The sequence below is a fragment of the Azospirillum largimobile genome, assembly GCF_977007025.2.
The window spans coordinates 276990-295073 of sequence record NZ_CDRMUA020000003.1; the positions used below are offsets into that span (position 1 = coordinate 276990).

Annotated in this window: 14 protein-coding genes; 5 read left to right on the forward strand and 9 right to left on the reverse strand. The window is 69.1% G+C overall.

The features are described from left to right. Nucleotides 1-32 precede the first annotated feature (32 nt). The 3 genes from ACWPKK_RS18915 to ACWPKK_RS18925 form a co-directional block, all read right to left on the reverse strand. Nucleotides 33-317 (reverse strand): DUF2218 domain-containing protein, encoded by a 285-nt coding sequence (locus tag ACWPKK_RS18915; protein ID WP_452007195.1) that lies wholly within the window; start codon nt 315-317, stop codon nt 33-35. A 31-nt stretch (nt 318-348) separates the two neighbouring features. Next, a complete protein-coding gene (locus ACWPKK_RS18920; protein WP_452007197.1) occupies nt 349-2565 on the reverse strand; it encodes a TonB-dependent receptor domain-containing protein in 2217 nt (738 codons plus the stop codon). A 217-nt stretch (nt 2566-2782) separates the two neighbouring features. Further along, nucleotides 2783-3796 carry a FecR family protein gene (locus ACWPKK_RS18925; protein ID WP_452007199.1) on the reverse strand — a complete coding sequence of 338 codons (1014 nt, stop codon included), beginning with the start codon at nt 3794-3796 and terminating at the stop codon, nt 2783-2785. Between the two features lie 257 nt (nt 3797-4053). Here ACWPKK_RS18925 and ACWPKK_RS18930 point away from each other — a divergent pair, with 257 nt between their 5' ends. The 5 genes from ACWPKK_RS18930 to ACWPKK_RS18950 all read left to right on the forward strand — a co-directional run bounded on the left by ACWPKK_RS18930 (nt 4054) and on the right by ACWPKK_RS18950 (nt 12441). Beyond that, nucleotides 4054-4569 (forward strand): RNA polymerase sigma factor, encoded by a 516-nt coding sequence (locus tag ACWPKK_RS18930; RefSeq protein WP_310116156.1) that lies wholly within the window; start codon nt 4054-4056, stop codon nt 4567-4569. 167 nt (nt 4570-4736) lie between these two features. Then, entirely contained in the window at nt 4737-5111 is a 375-nt protein-coding gene (locus ACWPKK_RS18935) for a response regulator transcription factor (RefSeq protein WP_452007201.1), read from the forward strand. Between the two features lie 114 nt (nt 5112-5225). Continuing rightward, nucleotides 5226-10274, forward strand: coding sequence for an AAA family ATPase (locus tag ACWPKK_RS18940; RefSeq protein ID WP_452007203.1), 5049 nt, complete (start codon nt 5226-5228; stop codon nt 10272-10274). Beyond that, on the forward strand, nt 10271-11800 hold the full coding sequence (locus tag ACWPKK_RS18945; protein WP_452007204.1) for a response regulator: 1530 nt from the start codon (nt 10271-10273) through the stop codon (nt 11798-11800). The genes ACWPKK_RS18940 and ACWPKK_RS18945 overlap by 4 nt, the downstream gene beginning before the upstream one ends. Next, nucleotides 11800-12441, forward strand: a complete 642-nt coding sequence (locus tag ACWPKK_RS18950; RefSeq protein ID WP_452007206.1) for a response regulator transcription factor — start codon at nt 11800-11802, stop codon at nt 12439-12441. The genes ACWPKK_RS18945 and ACWPKK_RS18950 overlap by 1 nt, the downstream gene beginning before the upstream one ends. A gap of 33 nt (nt 12442-12474) precedes the next feature. Here the strand turns inward: ACWPKK_RS18950 and ACWPKK_RS18955 are convergent, their stop codons facing one another. From ACWPKK_RS18955 to ACWPKK_RS18980, 6 genes are all read right to left on the reverse strand, one after another. Continuing rightward, on the reverse strand, nt 12475-12906 hold the full coding sequence (locus ACWPKK_RS18955) for a DoxX family protein (protein ID WP_452007208.1): 432 nt from the start codon (nt 12904-12906) through the stop codon (nt 12475-12477). Nucleotides 12907-13103: 197 nt separating this feature from the next. Continuing rightward, nucleotides 13104-15017 (reverse strand): amidohydrolase, encoded by a 1914-nt coding sequence (locus ACWPKK_RS18960; protein WP_452008199.1) that lies wholly within the window; start codon nt 15015-15017, stop codon nt 13104-13106. A gap of 80 nt (nt 15018-15097) precedes the next feature. Then, nucleotides 15098-15373 carry a XapX domain-containing protein gene (locus ACWPKK_RS18965; protein WP_452007209.1) on the reverse strand — a complete coding sequence of 92 codons (276 nt, stop codon included), beginning with the start codon at nt 15371-15373 and terminating at the stop codon, nt 15098-15100. A 311-nt stretch (nt 15374-15684) separates the two neighbouring features. After that, nucleotides 15685-16371, reverse strand: coding sequence for a hydrolase (locus ACWPKK_RS18970; protein ID WP_452007211.1), 687 nt, complete (start codon nt 16369-16371; stop codon nt 15685-15687). Between the two features lie 160 nt (nt 16372-16531). Next, complete coding sequence (gene dps / locus ACWPKK_RS18975; protein WP_452007213.1) at nt 16532-17026, reverse strand: DNA starvation/stationary phase protection protein Dps; 495 nt, start codon at nt 17024-17026, stop codon at nt 16532-16534. A gap of 3 nt (nt 17027-17029) precedes the next feature. Continuing rightward, a complete protein-coding gene (locus tag ACWPKK_RS18980) occupies nt 17030-17866 on the reverse strand; it encodes an alpha/beta fold hydrolase (protein WP_452008202.1) in 837 nt (278 codons plus the stop codon). Nucleotides 17867-18084: the final 218 nt, after the last annotated feature.

The following is an 18084-nucleotide window of genomic DNA, read 5'->3' on the forward strand; positions in this document are numbered from 1 at the left end:
TTCGGGCAAGGCGTGGGCGGGAGCGGGTGGCGTCACGCCGCCCAGTCGAGCTGCCGGTCGCCTTCGCGGAAGGCGAAGCGCAGCAGATGCCTCTCCATCACCGACTGAAGCTCGGCCAGTTCCCCCGCGGTGGGGGCGCTGGCCTCGATGACCAGGCGGTCGGGAGCCGCCCGCAGCCGGGCGATGCCGATCGAGAAGCGGCACTCGCCGCCCTCTTCGGTCTCCACCGTTTCGATCTTGTGGGCGAAGTGGCGGCAGAGCTGGGTGGCGTAGCGCTTGCCGTGCTCCGTCTCGAAATGGGCGGTCGAATGCAGCATGCGGGGAGGCTCCCGGTTGCGGTGGAGACGGTCAGAACGTCGCCGAGGCGGTCAGCAGGAAGGTCCGGCCCGGCTGGTAGAGCGGGGTGACGGTGCCGAATTCCTGCCCGTAGGTGGCGCGGTCGGCGTAGGTCTCGTCGAACAGGTTGCGGACGTCGGCGCGCAGGGTCAGGTTGGAGTATTGCGGGATCTTGTGCTCGACGAAGAGGTTGAGGGTCTCGTACCCCTTCAGCGGGCGCTGGCCGGCCTGGACCTTGTTGTAGTCCAGCACGATTTCGACATCGGCGCCCAAGGTCAGTTCCCATTTCGGGATCGTGTGGGCGCCGCCGATGGTGTAGACGCGACCCATCGGGGTGGCGATGTAGGTGCCGGTGTCGGAATCGGCGGGCAGCCCGTCGATGGTCACGTCGATGTCGGCGTATTTGGCGCGGACGAAGCCGGTATCCCAGGCATAGCCGACGCCGAGTTCGTAGCCCTTCGACCGCACGTCGCGGACCAGCGTGCCGCTGCCGGCGGCGAAGCGCGGGGCGCGGACGTCGTCCAGGTCGGTGCGGAAGACTCGGCCCTCAGCGGTGAAGCCCTGGTAGCGGCCGACCAGCCCGGCGGTCAGGTTGCGGGCGGTCACCGGCTGCGGACCGGCACCATAGCGCCAGACCGGGTTCATGACGAAGTTCTCGGCCAGCTGGACGCCGCCCCAGCTGCGCGACCAGCCGGCCTTGGCGGTCAGATATTCGGGCAGGATGTCGACCTCGCCCGAAACATTGTGGCTGATTCCGCTGTTCGTCCAATCCTGGCCGGTGGTGCCTTCGAACCATTGCCGGTCGGCGCGCATGCCGAAGGACAGGCGGACCCGTTCCACCGGGGACAGCCGGGCCTGTCCATAGACGCCGATGTTGCGGGCCTTCTCGAGCGCCGTCATCGTTTGGTCTTCATAGTGGGCGCGGTCGACGTAGAAATCGCTGCCGGCGGTGATGGTGCCCATGCCGACGTTGAAGACGTTCTCCAGCTTGCCGTTCAGCGAGCTGGTGGCACCCGTGCCGGGATAGCTGCCGGGGACCGTGCTGCTCCCCACCGGACGGGTGTAGATCGGGGTCTCCACGTCGGTGCGGCCATAGGCGACCACCAGCTTGGGGTTCCACAGGTCGGTCGGCAGGGTGTCGGTGTAGGTGAAGACGAGGTTCTGGCGGTCCAGCGTATAGTCGCGCACCCGCGGCTCCCACGCCGGGCGGCCGGAAATCGAACCGACATTGGCGCGGAACGGACGCGGGGCGTCGTCATAGACCCGCTCGTAGCTGACTTGGAAACGGTGGCCGGCATCCGTCTCGTAGGCGACCTTGCCGAGGCCGCTCCTCAGGTCGGTCTTGGTCCCCTCGACCTTGCGGCCGTCGCCGGACTCGAAGCGGGCGCCCTTGCCGTAGGTGAAATAGCCCAGCCCCTCCAGCCCCTTGTGGCGGCCGTAGCCGGCGGCGCTGTTGGTGAAGACGGAGCCGTTGGTGCCGAAGCTGGACTTGACGAAGGCGCCGATGCCGTCGCCGCTCAGGAAGTCGCGGGCATCCTTGGTCTCGTAGGCGATGGAGCCGGCCAGCGCGCCCGGCCCGGCATCGGCGGGCGCCACGCCGGCATCGACGCGGGCGGTCTTCAGGAAGACCGGGTCGATCAGGGTGGTGCCGTTGTGGTGGAAGACCTTGTTGTTCTGCCGGCTGCCGTCGATGCTGACGGACAGGTTGGTCTCCTCCACGCCGTTGACGTAGACCTTCTGCGACATCGGCACCGAACTGCCGACGCGGATGCCCGGCTCGCCGGCGAAGACGTCGCGGATGTCGCTGGGGTTCTTGCGGTCGAGCTCCTCCTTGCCGATCACGATCTGCGCCGGGCCGCCCGGCGCCGGGGCGGCGGCGGAGACCGAAACCGGGCCCAGCGCCATCGTGTCGCCGGAAGAGGCGACGGGCGCCGGGGCCAGCGTGGCGGTGGCCGGGCCGGTCAGGCGATAGGTCACCCCGGTGCCGGCCAGCAGGGTTTCGAGCGCCTTGGCCGGCGGCATGGAGCCGCTGACCGGGCGGGAGGTGCGGCCGTCGGTCAGCGTGCCGGGATAGCCGATCTGCCAGCCGGTCTGCCGGCTGAAGGCGTCCAGCGCGCCGCGCAGCGGCTGCGCCGGCAGCGAGAAAGTCGCGGCGGCATCGGCCGGCGCCGTCTGCTGTGCCGCGGCGGGAAGCGCCGTCAGCGTGGCGCCGAGCGCCGTGGAGGTCATCAATGCGGCAAACAAATGCCCGGCGATCCGGGAACGGTTGAAATCTGCAACTTTAACTATCGATGCCGTGCGGCGGACCATGTCCTGCAACTCCCGTCTCAAGCTGGCGCGGGGGGCTCAATCGCAGGCAGACAAGCCTAACCCCCTGTTCGCCAGACGTACGGGATCGCGGACCCTCACAAAAAAAGTTGCGAGCGATTCTCAAGCTTGTCTGTCGTCAGCGCAGGACGAGGATACCGCCCGGCAGGCTGGTGATCCGGGCGCCGACCATCCCGGCCAGCGCCGTCAACGCGCCGGCCGGATCGTCCAGCCGGTAGTTGCCGCTGACGCGCGTCATGGCGATGCGGTCGTCCAGCAGCAGGATCGGCGCGGCGTGGTAGCGCCGCAGGGTTTCCACCACGGTGTCGAAGCGCTCGTTGTGGAAGGCATAGCGGCCGTCGCGCCAGGACACCGCCTCGGCCGGATCGGGGCGGGGTTGCATGGTCAGGCCGCGCGCCGTCGCGGTCAACCGGTCGCCGGGGGCGAGGGTCACCGGCCGGCCGGGGTCGTCCAGCCGGCTGACTGCCACCCGCCCGCGTTCCAGGAAGACGGAGTCCCCGCGGTCGTCCGACTGCACGCTGAAGGCGGTGCCCGTCACCTCGACCGTGCTGAAGCCGGCGACGACGCGGAAGGGGCGGGCGGTGTCCCGCACCACGTCGAACCACGCCCGCCCGCGCAGCAGCGCCACCCGGCGCTCCTCCCCGCCGAAGGCCAGCGCCACCGCGCTGTCGCTGTCCAGGATCAGCCGGGATCCGTCCGGCAGCGCCACCTCCCGCCGTTCGCCGACGGCGGTGCGGTGGTCGGCGCTCCAGCGGGTCTTCAGATCGGGATAGAGATGCGTCCCGACCACGGCCAGCAGCCCCGTCGCCGCGATCGCGCCCATCCAGGCGCGGCGCGAATGCCGCGCCTGCCGGATCGGCACGGGCACCGGATTCGCCGGGAGATGCGCCGCCGGCAGATGAGCTAAGGTGGCGCTGTGCAGTTCCGCCATGCCGCCGACCTCGGTCAGCCGGTCGAACGCCCGGGCATGGCGCGGGTCGCTCTGCCGCCACGCCCGATAGGCGGCCAGCGTCGCCGGATCGGCCGGAGCGTCGAGCAGCCGGACGAACCAGTCGAGCGCCGCATCGGTCACCGGATCGGCATGGCGGTAGCCGGGTTCCGCCTTCTTTCCGCTGGACCTGTCCTGCCTCACCCGCGTTGCCCATCCTCTGTCAGCATGCCCCCGCATCTTAGACGTTCGAAGCGCGGGACGGCCACAAATTGCACCGGCACAAATTGCACCGGGTGGATATACGCGGGAACCGCCCGATGCCATTCGCGGAGGCAAAGCCCGGAGCATCGAACCATTCCGCCGGCGATCTGCGGCCCGGCTTGACAGCAGCAACTGCGAATCATTATCAATCTCTGACGACCCCCGGAGAAGCGCCCCGTGCGACGGATAGGCCGACCATGCCCGCAAGTCTGACCGCCATCTATCTGGATCACCGCCAGTCCCTGCTCGGCCGGGCCCTGCGCATCGTCCGCGACGTGCCGACGGCAGAGGACGTGATCCAGGAAAGCTATCTCAGGGCCTGCAACGCGGTGCAGAAGGGCCCGATCGACAACATCGGCGCCTTCCTTCACCGCACCGTCCATAACCTCGCCCTCGACCAGATCCGCCGCCGCCGCACCCAGGAGCGGTTCGAGGCGCCGGCTTCCGACACCGCCGATCCGCTGGAGGTGGCCTGCGGCACCCCGTCGGTGGAGGACAGGCTTCTGCACCGCGAGCGGCTTGCCCAGTTCATGGGCGCGATGGAGGCTCTGCCGGAGCGCGCCCGCCGCGTCTGGGTGCTGAACCGGGTGGAGGGGATGTCCTATCCGCAGATCGCCGCCCATCTCGGCGTGTCCCAGGGAACGGTCTTCAACGACATGAAGCTGGCGATGGGCCATTTCGTGGACGCCCTGTCGCGTGCCGACCGCGGCTGAGCCCAAAAGGATCGCGGGGCGACGGGGGCGCGTCGCGTTCGACGGGCGGCAATGACCCGCCCGGCGTTCTTCTAGACCTAGGTGTGGTATCCCGCTTCCACCCCGTCCGGATAGGATGCACATGGCGCCAGGGACCGGCGCCCTTCATTCGGTCGAGGCATCACGACGTGTCCAATGCACCCCTGATAGCGGTGGTCGACGACGACGAGGCGATCCGCGAGGCGTTGGACGACCTGCTGCGGTCCGTCGGCTTCCGCTGCCGGCCCTTCGTCTCCGCCGAGGATTTCCTGGCCCATGCGGACCGGGCGGACATCGCCTGCATCATCCTGGACGTGCGCATGCCCGGCCTGTCCGGCCTGGATCTGCAGGAGCGGCTGAACGCCGATGGCGGCGGGCACCCGCCGATCCTCTTCATGACCTCCTATGCCGACGACAGCACGCGGGTCAGGGCGCTGGGCGGCGGCGCCCGCGACGTGCTGGGCAAGCCGGTCGACGGTCACGTCCTGATCGCCTCCCTCAACAGCGCCATTGCGGCGGGGTAAGAGCGGGCGAGCCGCGACCGTCAGCCGATCGGCTCCCCGGCGCCTGCAGGTGGAGTCCCCATCGGCGGCAAAATGCCGCTACCATGGGTGCGCAAGCGCGGGAGAGGCCGGTACATGGATCTCAGTTTCGACCATCTGACGGCGACCGGTTCCGGCGGCCATGTCCTGGGCAGCGACGGGGAAAGCCGGCTGCTGCGGGTGATGCGGCCGGGCCAGCCTTTCCCGATCCTGGTCCGCATGGCGCTGACGCTTGCGAATGATCCGGGCGGGCGGTCCGATGCGGCGCTTGACCGGCTGCGTCGGGAGCATGAGCTGTCCCGCCGGCTGGACCCGGCCTGGGCGGTCAAGCCGCTCGACCTGCTGCACCATGGCATGGTCCCGGTGCTGACCCTCGCCGATCCCGGCGGACAGCCGCTGTCGGTCCTGCCGGTGCCGGCGATGCCCTTCCGCCAGCGGCTTTTGCTGGCGGTCCGCATCGCCGGGGCGGTGGCGCATCTGCATCGCCGCGGCCTGATGCACGGCGACCTGAGGCCCTTCAACCTGCTGGTCGGCGATGACGGATCGGTGCGCCTGACCGGCTTCGGCCGGGCCAGCCCCTTGCCGGTCCCCACACCAGATGCAGGCGTCGAGCGGCCGGACGCGCTGCTGCCCTACATGGCGCCGGAGCAGTCGGGGCGGATGAACCGTCCGGTCGACCGCCGCAGCGACCTTTATGCCCTGGGCGTCACGCTCTACGAGCTGTTCACCGGCGAGCTGCCCTTCGCCGCGCGCGACGCGATGGAGTGGGTGCACAGCCATATCGCGCGCGCGCCGATCCCGCCGGTCCACCATGCGCCCGATTTGCCGGCGGCCGTCGCCGACATCCTGCTGCGGCTGCTGGCCAAGACGGCGGAGGACCGCTACCAGACCGCCGACGGTCTCCTCCGCGACCTCACCCATGCCCTTCGGTCCTGGGACGTCGAAGGCCGCATCTCCGCCTTTCCGGTCGGTCGGCGCGACATGCCGGAGGGGCTGGTCGCGCCGCCGGACCTCTATGGGCGGGACGAGCCGGTCGCTGCCCTTCAGGCCGCCTTCGAGCGGGTCGCCGCCCGCGGGCGGATGGGCGTCGTCCTGATCGCCGGACGGTCCGGCGTCGGCAAGTCGGCGGTGGTCCGGTCGCTGGAGGACCAGCTGGTGCCGCCGTATGGCCTGTTCGCCGCCGGCAAGTTCGACCAGGGCAAGCGAGACCTGCCCTATGCCAGCCTGGCGGAGGCCTTCCGTGCGCTGGTCACCCGCATCCTGGCGCTGCCGGCCCTTCATCGCGACCAGTGGCGCCGCGCTCTTGCGGAGGCGGTGGGCGACGGCGGCGCGCTGATGACCGCCTTGATCCCCAATCTGGCCCTGCTGATCGGCGAACAGCCCGCCGTCCCGCCCCTGCCGCCGCGGGAGGCGCAGAACCGCTTCGACCTGCTGTTCCGGCGCGTTCTGCAGACCTTCGCCCGTCCCGACCACCCGCTGGTGCTGTTCCTGGACGATCTGCAATGGCTGGATCGCGCGACTCTCGACCTGCTCGATCGGCTGGTCGCCGATGGCGGAATCGGCCATTTGCTGCTGGTCGGCGCCTACCGCAGCGACGAGGTCGATGCCGGCCATCCGCTGGAGGCGCTGATGCGCCGATTCCAGGCGGCGCGCGACGGCATCGCCGGTGAAGCGATCGATTGCGAGGAAATCGCGCTGGGACCGCTGTCCCCGGACGACCTGCGCCGCATGATCGCCGACAGCCTCGACCGCAAGCCGGACGAGGTGGCGGCGCTCGCCGCCCTGCTGCAGGAGCGCACCGGCGGCAACGCCTTCTTCGCGGTGCAGCTGCTGACCGCGCTGGAACGCTCCGGCCGCCTGTGGTTCGACCGTGAGGCAAGGCGCTGGGACTGGGATCTGGCGGCGGTGGAGCAGGCGCCGTCGGGCGCCGGCATCGCCACGCTGATGACGGAACGGCTGGGCCGCTTCCCGGCGCAGGCGCGCGACCTGCTGTCCCGCCATGCCGCGCTCGGCGCCGCCGTCCGGCTGTCCACCCTGGCATTCGCCGCCGGCCTGACGGAGGAGGAGACGGAGCGCCATCTGGAACCGGTGTTGGCAGAGGGGCTGATCCTGCGCAGCGAGGACGGTTTCCGCTTCCTCCACGACCGCGTGCAGGAAGGAGCCTATGCCCTGGTGCCGGCGGAATCGCGCGGCACGCTCCACCACGACATCGCCCGCGCGCTGCGCCGCGGCTTTGCCGCCGACATGACGGGGGAGCGGCTGTTCACACTGGTCGGCCAGTATGACCGCTGCCTTCCCCTGATCCAGGACGGGCCGGAGCGGGCGGAGGTGGCGACGCTCCATCTCGCCGCCGGTCATCAGGCCAAGGCCGCCAGCGCCCATGGCTCGGCGTTGGCCTATGCGCTGGGCGGCCTGCGCCTGCTGGAGGGCGGTGGGATCGAGCGGCGGCACCGGCTGGCCTTCGCGCTGGAGCATCTGCAGGCCGAATGCGAGTTCCTCTGCGGCGACCTGCAGCAGGCGGAGCGGCGCCTGATCGGCCTTGCCGGACGGGCCGAATGCCCGGCGGACCGCGCCGCCATCACGGCGCTGCTCGTCACCGTCTATACCGCCATCGACCGCAGCGACCGCGCCATCGATGCCTGTCTGGCCTATCTGAAGGGCGTCGGCATCGACTGGGCGGCCCATCCGCCGGCAGCGCTGGCACAGGAGGAATACGCCCGGCTGAGGGAGGCGATCGGCGACCGGCCCATCGCGTCGCTGGCATCGATGTCGGCCGTCGCCGACCCCGACAGCCGGGCGACGCTGGACGTACTGGCCGCGGCATTGCCGCCGGCCTTCTTCAGCGACCGCAACCTCGTCTGCCTGATCCTGTGCCGGATGGCCAACCTGACCCTGCGGAACGGGCGCAGCGACGCGTCCGCCCTGGGCTTCGCCTATCTCGGCATGATGGCCGGCCCCTATTTCGGCGATTACGCCGCCGGCTACGAGTTCGGCCGGCTCGGCTACGATCTGGCGGAGCGGCAGGGGCCGACGCGCTACCGGGCGCGGGTGCTGATGACCTTCGCCTATCACGTCGTCCCCTGGACCCGCGACATCCGCAGCGAGCGCGCCCTGCTGCTGCGCGCCTTCGAGGAGGCGCGGGAGGCCGGCGACGTCACCTATGGCGGGTTCACCAGCGTCACCCTGGTCACCAGCATGCTGGCCTCGGGCGATCCGCTGGCGACGGTCCAGCGCACGGCGGAGGCGCGGCTGGCCTATGTCCGGCAGGTGAAGTTCGGGCTTTGCGCCGATATCCTGACGACCCAGCTGCAACTGCTGCGCGCCCTGCGCGGACAGACCGACGCCATCGGCTGCTTCGACGGGCAGGGCTTCGACAATGCCGCCTTCGAGGCCCGGCTGCTGGCCAATCCCAGCCTGGACATCGCCACCTGCTGGCACTGGATCCGCACCCTCCAGCTCCGCTGCATCGCCGGCGAGATGGCGGCGGCGGTCGAGGCGGCGGAGCGGGCGGAAGGGTTGCTGTGGACCACGTCCGGCCATTGGGAGATGGCGGAATTCCATTTCCATGCGGCATTGGCACGGGCCGGGGCGATGGACGACGTCCGGCCGGACCACCGCGCCCACCACGCCGCCGCACTCGCCCGCCATCTCGACCAGCTGCGCGACTGGGCGGGCCACAGCCCCGACAGTTTCGACGCCCGCTTCGCCCTAGCCGAGGCGGAGGCGGCACGGACGCAAGCGCGGACGGAGGATGCCATGCGCGGCTATGACCGCGCGGTCCAGGCGGCGCGGCGCACCGCCCTGCCGCATGTGGAGGCGCTGGCCCATGAATGCGCCGCCGGCCTCTATCGCCGGCTGGGCGTGCCGACGCTGGAACTCGCCTGCATCCGCGACGCGGCTGCCTGCTATGCGCACTGGGGCGCCACCGCCAAGGTCGGGCAGCTCGCCCGCCGCTATCCCTCCCTTGGCCTGGATGCGGAGGAACCGGCGGTGCCGGAGGCGCCGCGCGGCTTCGACGGCATCGATCTGGCCGCACTTCTCGGCACGTTGCGCACGGTTTCCGACCAGGCGAGCGTGGAACAGCTCACCACCACGCTGCTGACCCTGGTGCTGGAACATGCCGGCGCCAGCCGCGGCATGCTGATCCTGGCCCGCGGCGAACGGCTGCGGGTGGAGGCGGAGGCGACAACCGGGCTGTATGGCGTGTCGGTCCGGCTGGTGCAGGAGGATGCCGACCGCATCCCGCTGCCCCATGCCATCCTCCACGGCGCGATCCGCGACCAGGAGGCGGTGATCGTCGACGACACCCGCGCCCCCGGCCCCTTTTCCGCCGATCCCTATCTGCGCGAGACGGAGGCGCGTTCCATCCTGTGCATGCCGCTGGTCCGCCGCCGCCGCGTCGTCGGGCTGCTGCATCTGGAGAACGCACTGGCGACCCATGCCTTCACCCCGCAGCGGGTCAACATCCTGACGCTGCTCGGCGCCCAGGCGGCGGCGTCTCTGGAGACCGCGACGCTGGAGGAGAAGGAGGCGCTGCTGAAGGAGATCCACCACCGGGTGAAGAACAACCTTCAGCTGGTCACCAGCCTCCTCAACCTCCAGGCCCGCCGCATCGAGGACGAGGCGGTCGCCGCCCTGTTCGCCGACAGCCGCGACCGGGTGCGGTCGATGGCGCTGGTGCATGAGAACCTCTACCGGCTCGGCAATTTCGCCCGCGTGCCGATGCGCGAGCATCTGGAATCGGTGTGCGCCCATCTGTTGCGCGCCTATTCCCGGCAAGCCGGCGCGGTGCGGCTGGACATCGACATGGACGACCTGAAGCTCGACCTCGACCGGGCGGTGCCCTGCGGCCTGATCGTCAACGAACTGGTCTCCAACGCGCTGAAGCACGCCTTTCCGGGCGGGCGGGGCGGGGTGCTCGGCGTGGGGCTGGCATCGGACGGGCGGGACTGCCGGCTATCCGTCCGTGATGACGGCGTGGGCTTGCCCGAAGGGTACGATCCCGATAGGATGGACACGGTCGGTTTTCAGCTGATTGCTGACCTGACCAGCCAATTGCACGGCTCGTTGAAATATAGTTCCAGCACAGGGACGGAGTTCATCGTCACCTTTCCTTTGAAGGGGCGTAACCGGGGAAGTGAATGATCGCGGCACGGATCCTGATCGTCGAAGACGACCGCATCGTTGCGCGCGATATTCAGCATCAACTTTCCCGAATGGGGCATGTCGTGGTCGGCATGTCGGCCAGCGGCGAGGAGGCGGTCCGGCTGGCCTGCAGCCATCAGCCCGATCTGGTCCTGATGGACATCCGCCTGGAAGGGGAGATGGACGGGATCGAGGCGGCGCGCCTGATCCGCGATGCCCAGCGCATCCCCGTCGTCTTTCTCACGGCTTACGCCAATGACGAGGTGGTGCAGCGCGCCAGCCTGACGGAGCCCTTCGGCTATCTGTTGAAGCCCTTCGAAGAGCCGCAGATGCGCACGGTCATCCAGATGGCGCTCTACAAGCATGCCAGCGACGCCCGGCTGCGGATGAGCGAGCGGCGCTATGCTGCCACGCTCGCCAGCATCCGCGACGGCGTCATCCTGTGCGATCCCCAGGGCCGCGTCGATTTCATGAACCGGGTGGCCGAGACGATGACCGGCTGGACGGCGGCGGAGGCGGCCGGGCAGCCGCTCGCCTCCGTCTTCGTCGCGGTGGACGAGGAGACGCACGAACCGCTGGAGGATTTCTCCGCCGTCGTCCTGCGCAGCGGCGCCTTCGCTCCGCCGGAACGGCTGTCGCGGCTGCTGCCGCGCGGCGAGACCGCTCCGGCCGGCGTGGTGGTGCCGACCGGGATCGTGGTGGAGGAGCGCTGTTCCGCCATCATCGACGACCGCGGGGACATGGTCGGCTCCATCCTGGTGTTCAGCGACCTGACTCAGCGCCGCCAGATCGCGGAGGCACTGCGCAAGGCCCAGGCCGACCTCGCCCATATCGGCCGGATGACCATGATGGGGGAACTGGCCGCCGCCGTGGCGCATGAGGTCAACCAGCCGCTGATGGCGATCATCACCAACGCCGGCACCTGCCTCCAGCACCTGTCGCAGCCGCATCCCGACTTGGCCAAGACCCGCGTCGTGGTGGAACGGATCGTGCGCGACGCCCAGCGGGCCGGCGACGTGGTTCGCAGCATCCATGCCCTGGCGCGCCGGACCCCGGCCGATCCCGGATGGGTGGATATGAGCGCGCTGATCGCCGACACGCTGGCTCTGGTGCGGGGAGAACTGCGCCGCGCCCGCATTGCGGTGGAGACCGACCTGCAGGCCGGATCGCCGTGGGTCCATGGCGACCGGGTGCAGTTGCAGCAGCTCGTCCTCAATCTGGTGATGAACGCGGTCGAGGCGATGGCGAACCCGGACCTGCCGGAGCGGCGCCTGCGCATCGTCACCGCCAGCGAGGACGGCTGGATCAGTGTCCGCGTCGAGGACAGTGGAACGGGCATCGCGGACGCCGATGTCGACGCCATCTTCCGGGCCCTGTACACCACCAAGCCGGACGGGTTGGGCATGGGCCTGTCGATCAGCCGGTCGATCGTGGAGCTGCATGGCGGACGGCTGACCGCCACGCCGGGCACCCCTTGCGGGAGCGTGTTCGAATTCGTGCTGCCGGTATCGTCCGGAGGGGTGTGATGAGGGGCAAGGCCGAAACCGCCGCGGACGTGGTGACCGTGGTGATCATCGACGACGACGAGGCCGTCCGCGAGGCGCTGGAAGGGCTGCTCGAGTCCGTCGGGCTGCAGGTGAAGAGCTTCGGATCGGTTCAGCAATACATCGACCAGCGCCCGGTCATCGATGTCGGCTGCATGGTGCTGGACGTGCGGCTGCCGGGGCGCAGCGGGCTGGATTTCCAAGCGGAACTGGCGCGCTGCGGCAACAGCCTGCCGGTGATCTTCATCAGCGGGCATGCCGACGTGCCGATGTCGGTCCGTGCGATGAAGGCGGGGGCTTTCGAGTTCCTGACCAAGCCGGTGCATCACCAGGAACTGCTGGACGCCATCCACGCCGCCATCGCCCGGCATGGCGAGCAGCGCGACCAGGAGCGCGGTCTCGTCACCCAGCGCGCCCGCTTCGACACGCTGACGGCGCGTGAGCGCGAGATCACGATGATGGTGGTGTCCGGCCTGCGCAACAAGCAGATCGCCGACGACCTCGGCCTCAGCGAAGCGACGGTGAAGCTGCACCGCGGTCAGGCCATGCGCAAGATGGAGGCGCGGTCGGTGGTGGAACTGGTGCGGATCGTCGACAGCCTGGTGCCCGGCCGGGTTCACTGATTGTGTGCCTTGACCGGGCCGGGCGGGCCTCCCTCAGAAGCGCCGGGAGCGCCGGCGCAGCCGCGACAGCATGGCGGCCAGTACGAAGCCGCCGACCAGCCCGAGATGCTCGAAGAAGGCGTTGGTCGCCATGAAGCGCTCCTGTCCGGCCATGGTCCAGAAGTCGTTGGCGATCAGCGCGGCGAGCACCGTGAACACGCCGAGCACCCCGGCGCCCAGCCACAGCGCCCGATCCAGCAGGATCAGCAGCGGCCCGACAAGCTCCACCAGGATGGTCAGCGCCGCCCACAGCTCCGGCGGATGCAGGCCGAAATGCGCCTGTTCGGCGACGGCGCCCGGCCAGTCGGCCAGCTTCACCAGCCCGCCCAGCAGATAGGCCCCGACCAGAGCCAGCCGCGCCAGCAGCCATGTGCCGTCCCAGTCCAGGATGCGGTCGATGGGGCGTTCTATGTCCCGGAAGGTCATGGGGCACCGTTTTGTTTTGTGGGTGAGGCGAAAATCTCCCTCTCCCCCCGGGGAGAGGGTCGGGGTGAGGGGGATGCATCGAGCGGATCTGGTGGGGGGCGGAGAGCGCGCGACCCTTGATGCTCCTCGCCGTGCGACCCCCTCACCCTAACCCTCTCCCCAGGGGGGAGAGGGGACCAGCTTTCGGGGAAAGGACCTCACACAGCCCAGCAGCCGCAGCCGAGCGCGCCCCAGAAGGACTGCACGTCGGCGGCCGGAACGTCGGCGGCATAGGCGGCGGCATGGTCATGGCCGTGGACGCCGCAGCCGGTGGCGCAGCCGCAGGCCGATGCCAGAGCCTTGCGCTGGTCGCCCGCACCGCCGTCGGCCGACTTGTAATAGCCGCCGAAGGTCCGCACCGGCGACCAGTCCGGCATCGGCTTCGGCAATTGCGGCGCCAGCGGGCCGTAGTCGCCCTCGCCATGCACCACCGCGCCGCCGAGCATGGTCAGGACGGAGCCGAGATGGGCGATGCGGTCCTCGGAAACCGAGAAGAAATCGTCGGACAGCACGGCGAGGTCGGCCAACTGCCCGGCCTTGATCTGGCCCTTCTTGCCCTGTTCGTTGGAGAACCAGGTGTTGGCCTCCGTCCATAGCCGCAGCGCCGTCTCGCGGTCCATCCGGTTGGCCTGGGGGTAGAGGCTGAGGCCGCCCACCGTCTTGCCCGTCACCAGCCAGGACAGCGAGACCCACGGGTTGTAGCTGGCGACGCGGGTGGCGTCGGTGCCGGCGCCGACCGGCAGGCCGGCCGCCATCATCTTGGCAATGGGCGGGGTGCGTTCGGCCGCCTTCGCGCCGTAGCGCTCGACGAAATATTCGCCCTGGTAGGCCATGCGATGCTGGATCGCGATGCCGCCGCCAAGGGCCGCGATGCGGTCGATGTTGCGGTCGCTGATCGTCTCGGCATGGTCGAAGAACCAGTGCAGCCCGTCGAAGGGGATGTCGCGGTTGACCTTCTCGAACACGTCCAGCGCGCGGCTGATGGTCTGGTCGTAGGTGGCGTGCAGACGCCAGGGCCAGCGGTTCTCGGCCAGCAGGCGGATTACCGGCTCCAGATCGCCTTCCATGTTGGGCGGCATGTCGGGGCGGGCGACGCGGAAATCCTCGAAGTCGGCGGCGGAATAGACCAGCATCTCGCCGGCGCCGTTGTGGCGGTAGCTGTCGTCGCCGTCGCCGGGCTTGACCTTCGACGCCCAGCCGGCGAAGTCGGACAACTCCTCCTTCGGCTTCTGGGTGAACAGGTTGTAGCTGATGCGCAGGGTCAGCTCGCCATCGGCATGCAGCTTCTCGATGATGGCGTAGTCGTCGGGATAGTTCTGGTAGCCGCCGCCGGCGTCGATCACCCCGGTCACGCCCAGCCGGTTCATCTCGCGCATGAAATGGCGGGTGGAGTTCAGCTGGTACTCGGGCGGCAGCTTCGGTCCCTTGGCCAGCGTCGAATAGAGGATCGTCGCGTTGGGCTGGGCCAGCAGCAGGCCAGTCGGGTTGCCGGCCGCGTCGCGCACGATCTCGCCGCCAGGCGGATTCGGCGTGTCCTTGGTGTAGCCGACGGCGCGCAGGGCCGCGGCGTTCAGCAGGGCGCGGTCGTAGAGGTGCAGGATGAAGACCGGCGTGTCGGGGGCGGCGGCGTTCAGCTCCTCAATGGTCGGCAGGCGCTTTTCGGCGAACTGGTGCTCGGTGAAGCCGCCGACCACCCGGACCCATTGCGGCGGCGGCGTGATCGCCGCCTGCTGCTTCAGCATGGACATGGCGTCGGCAAGGCTCGGCACGCCATCCCAGCGCAGCTCCATGTTGTAGTTTAGGCCGCCGCGGATGATGTGCATGTGGCTGTCGATCAGCCCGGGGATCACCCGCCGGCCCTTGGCGTCGATCACCGTCGCCTGCGGCGCGGCGGCGCGCACCTCGGCCTCCGTGCCGACGGCGAGGAAGCGGCCGTCGCGGATGGCGATGGCGCTGGCCTGCGGGTTAGCGCGGTCCAGCGTGGTGACCTTGGCGTTGACGAGGATCACGTCACCAGTGGTGGCGGTGTTGGGCATGGCGGCATTCCCGGTTCTGGACGCGAGGGTGGACATCAGCGGCGCGGAGAGCAGGGACGCGGCGGCGGTTCCCGCCATCGCCTTCCGGCGGCTGATCGCGGGCGGGTTTGGGGGCGTCATGCCTTCTCTCCTTCCGGAGTGGTGGCGGCCGGCGTCCTGTCGGCCCCGGCCTGCGGTCCCAGCACATGGCGGGCGCAGTCGGTCTGGATGAAGGCGACGACCGGCTCGCCGGCGATCAGGCGCTTGACGACCGGCACAACCTGCTCACCGACCAGCATGCCGAGCAGCCCGATCAAGGCGATGGTCGGCGGTGCCGGCGACCGGACCCCGATCAGCGCATAGATGACGCCGACCAGGATGCCGGCGCCGGCCGAAAGAAGATAGGGCATCATGGGTCCGGGCTCCCGATCTGGTAATGGGGACCGGTGCCCGGCCGGAACCGGGCACCGGGGAGGGAGTGGAGCAATCGCATGCATGCTTCACCCGCCTTAGAAGCCCCTCTCCCCTTGCGGGAGAGGGGTTGGGGTGAGGGGGCGCAAGTCCAATACTTCCACCGGCCCTCGGCCGCAGCACCCCTCATCCCAACCCGCGGGTCGGCAAAACGCCGTTGGCGTTTGGCCGATCCCGCCCCACAAGGGGAGAAGGGCTTCCGAGACGGAAGGCCGCTGCTTCAAACACTCATGCAATCACCCTGGGAGCAGGATCACGCATGTTCGTGGGCGGCGGCGGCGGTCACCTTGTGGGCGTACTCGCCGCGTTGCGGGGCCTTGTGGACCATGGTGTAGGCGTAATCGACGCCCATGCCGTAGGCGCCGAAATGCTCGCGAACGATGTTCATCACGCCGTCATAGGTTTCGCGCTTGGCCCAGTCGCGCTGGATTTCCAGCAGGACGTTGATCGAGGTGATGGAATGGGCGCCGGCCTGCTCCATGCGGCGGACCGCGGCGTCATGGGCCTCCTTGGAGGTGCCGCCCGAGGCGTCGGTGACGATGTAGACCTCGAAGCCTTCCTCGATGGCGCACAGCGTCGGGTAGAGCAGGCAGGCTTCGGTCCACAGGGCGGCCATCACCAGCTTCTTCTTGCCGGTCGCCTTGACGGCGGCCACCAGCTCTTCCGAATCCCAGCTGTTCATCGAGGTGCGCTCGATCGGGTCCTGCTTCAGGACGTCCATCAGCTCGGGCCAGATGTAGCCGGAGAAGCTCTCGGTCTCGACGGCGGTCACGATGGTCGAGGCGCCGAACAGCTTGGCGGTCTTGGCCAGAGCGATGGTGTTGTTCTTCAGCTGCTGGCGGTCGATGTTGACCACGCCGAAGGACATCTGCGGCTGATGATCGATGAAAATGAAGACGGTGTCGTCGGCGTTGATGAGCGACTTGGCCGGGAAGGTCATTTTCGTTTCCTGTTTTGCGTGGGTTTCAAAGATTGGGCCGCCTGCTGTCGGTGCGTCGTCGGCGCCGTCTGACAGGGACCTTGTCATGGTGGAGGCGGTTCGAACAATCATGCGATTTGAAACATGACTGTTGCGTCAAAGGAAACAGTGACGGTGGAGATCAGGCAGCGGATTCGCCGGTCACCAGATGGGCTTCTAGCATCCACAGCTGCTTGTCGCACTCGCGCGAGACCTGGGTGAACAGATCGGCGGTGTCGGCATCGCCCACGCCAGTGGCGGTCTCGATGTCGGCGCGCACGCGGGCGCCGAACTGGGCCAGTGCGCCGGCCAGCGCCTTCAGGTGCGCCACGCCGTCGACCGCCTGCAGCGGATATTCGTAGAGAGCGCTGCGGGCAGCGGTGGTCTGCACCCGGCCGTCGGCGATGTGGCCCAGGGTGGTGATGCGCTCGGCGATCACGTCGACGAAGCCCTCGACCTCATCATGGACGCGGTCGAACAGTTCGTGCAGTTGCAGGAAGTGCGGACCCTTGACGTTCCAGTGCGCCTGCTTGGTCTGGGCTTCCAGGTCGAGCGCATCGGACAGGCGGGCCTGGAGCAGCGCCGCGGCTTCCTTGCGCACGGCATCGTGCAGGTCGAGACGGGACAGGTAGGTCATGGCTCAGCTCCGGATGAAGGCCAGCAGTTCCTCGTTCACGATGTCCTTGTGCGTGGTGCACAGGCCGTGCGGCGCACCGGCCACAACCTTGAGCGTGCCCTTCGGCAGAAGCTTGACGGCGGCCTTGGCGGAGGTGGCGATCGGGACGATCTGGTCGTCGTCGCCGTGCAGGACCAGCGTCGGGACGATCATCTTCTTCAGGTCTTCGCGCTGGTCGGTTTCGGAGAAGGCCTTGACGCACTCGTACTCGGCCAGCAGGCCGCCCATCATGCCCTGCATCCAGAAGCCGTCGATGGCGCCCTGCGAAACCTTGGCGCCGGGACGGTTGAAGCCGTAGAAGGGCAGGGCAAGGTCCTTGAAGAACTGCGAGCGGTCGGCCTTCACGCCGGCACGGATGCCGTCGAACACCTCCATCGGCACGCCGTCGGGGTTCCAGTCGGTCTTCACCATGATGGGCGGGATGGCGCCGATCAGGGCGGCCTTGGCGACGCGCGACACGCCATGGCGGCCGATGTAGCGCGCGACCTCGCCGCCGCCGGTGGAATGGCCGACATGAACGGCGTTCTTCAGGTCCAGCGCCTCGGTCACCGCGGCCAGATCGTCGGCGTAATGGTCGAGATCGTTGCCGAAGCCGGGTTGCGACGAGCGGCCATGGCCGCGGCGGTCATGGGCGATGGTGCGGTAGCCGTGCTGGGCCAGGAACATCATCTGGTCTTCGAAGGCGTCGCCGGTCAGCGGCCAGCCATGGCTGAAGACGATGGGCTGGCCGGTCTGCGGTCCCCACTGCTTGACGTAGATCTGGACGCCGTCCTTGGTGGTGACGTAGCTGCCCTGGAGCATGGGTTTCGTTCCTTTGATCATGTCTTTGCGTTCGGTCTGCGTGCCGGCCGCCGCGGCCGGGCCGGTGAGCGCGCTCAGCACGCCGCCACCTGCAACGGCGAGGGCGGCGCTGCCGGAAAGGACCGTCCGGCGCGACGGGTGGAAGTCGTGGATGGTCATGCGTAGTCCGTTCGGGGCCGTGCCGGCCGGCTGGTCCGGCTCCGGTTGTCTTGATGAAC

Coding starts and splice junctions, on each gene's coding strand:
- ACWPKK_RS18915 (WP_452007195.1), bottom strand. CDS start 317: ATGCTGCATTCGACCGCCCATTTCGAGACGGAGCACGGCAAGCGCTAC.
- ACWPKK_RS18920 (WP_452007197.1), bottom strand. CDS start 2,565: ATGACCTCCACGGCGCTCGGCGCCACGCTGACGGCGCTTCCCGCCGCG.
- ACWPKK_RS18930 (WP_310116156.1), top strand. CDS start 4,054: ATGCCCGCAAGTCTGACCGCCATCTATCTGGATCACCGCCAGTCCCTG.
- ACWPKK_RS18940 (WP_452007203.1), top strand. CDS start 5,226: ATGGATCTCAGTTTCGACCATCTGACGGCGACCGGTTCCGGCGGCCAT.
- ACWPKK_RS18945 (WP_452007204.1), top strand. CDS start 10,271: ATGATCGCGGCACGGATCCTGATCGTCGAAGACGACCGCATCGTTGCG.
- ACWPKK_RS18950 (WP_452007206.1), top strand. CDS start 11,800: ATGAGGGGCAAGGCCGAAACCGCCGCGGACGTGGTGACCGTGGTGATC.
- ACWPKK_RS18955 (WP_452007208.1), bottom strand. CDS start 12,906: ATGACCTTCCGGGACATAGAACGCCCCATCGACCGCATCCTGGACTGG.
- ACWPKK_RS18960 (WP_452008199.1), bottom strand. CDS start 15,017: ATGTCCACCCTCGCGTCCAGAACCGGGAATGCCGCCATGCCCAACACC.
- ACWPKK_RS18965 (WP_452007209.1), bottom strand. CDS start 15,373: ATGATGCCCTATCTTCTTTCGGCCGGCGCCGGCATCCTGGTCGGCGTC.
- ACWPKK_RS18970 (WP_452007211.1), bottom strand. CDS start 16,371: ATGACCTTCCCGGCCAAGTCGCTCATCAACGCCGACGACACCGTCTTC.
- dps (WP_452007213.1), bottom strand. CDS start 17,026: ATGACCTACCTGTCCCGTCTCGACCTGCACGATGCCGTGCGCAAGGAA.
- ACWPKK_RS18980 (WP_452008202.1), bottom strand. CDS start 17,866: ATGCTCCAGGGCAGCTACGTCACCACCAAGGACGGCGTCCAGATCTAC.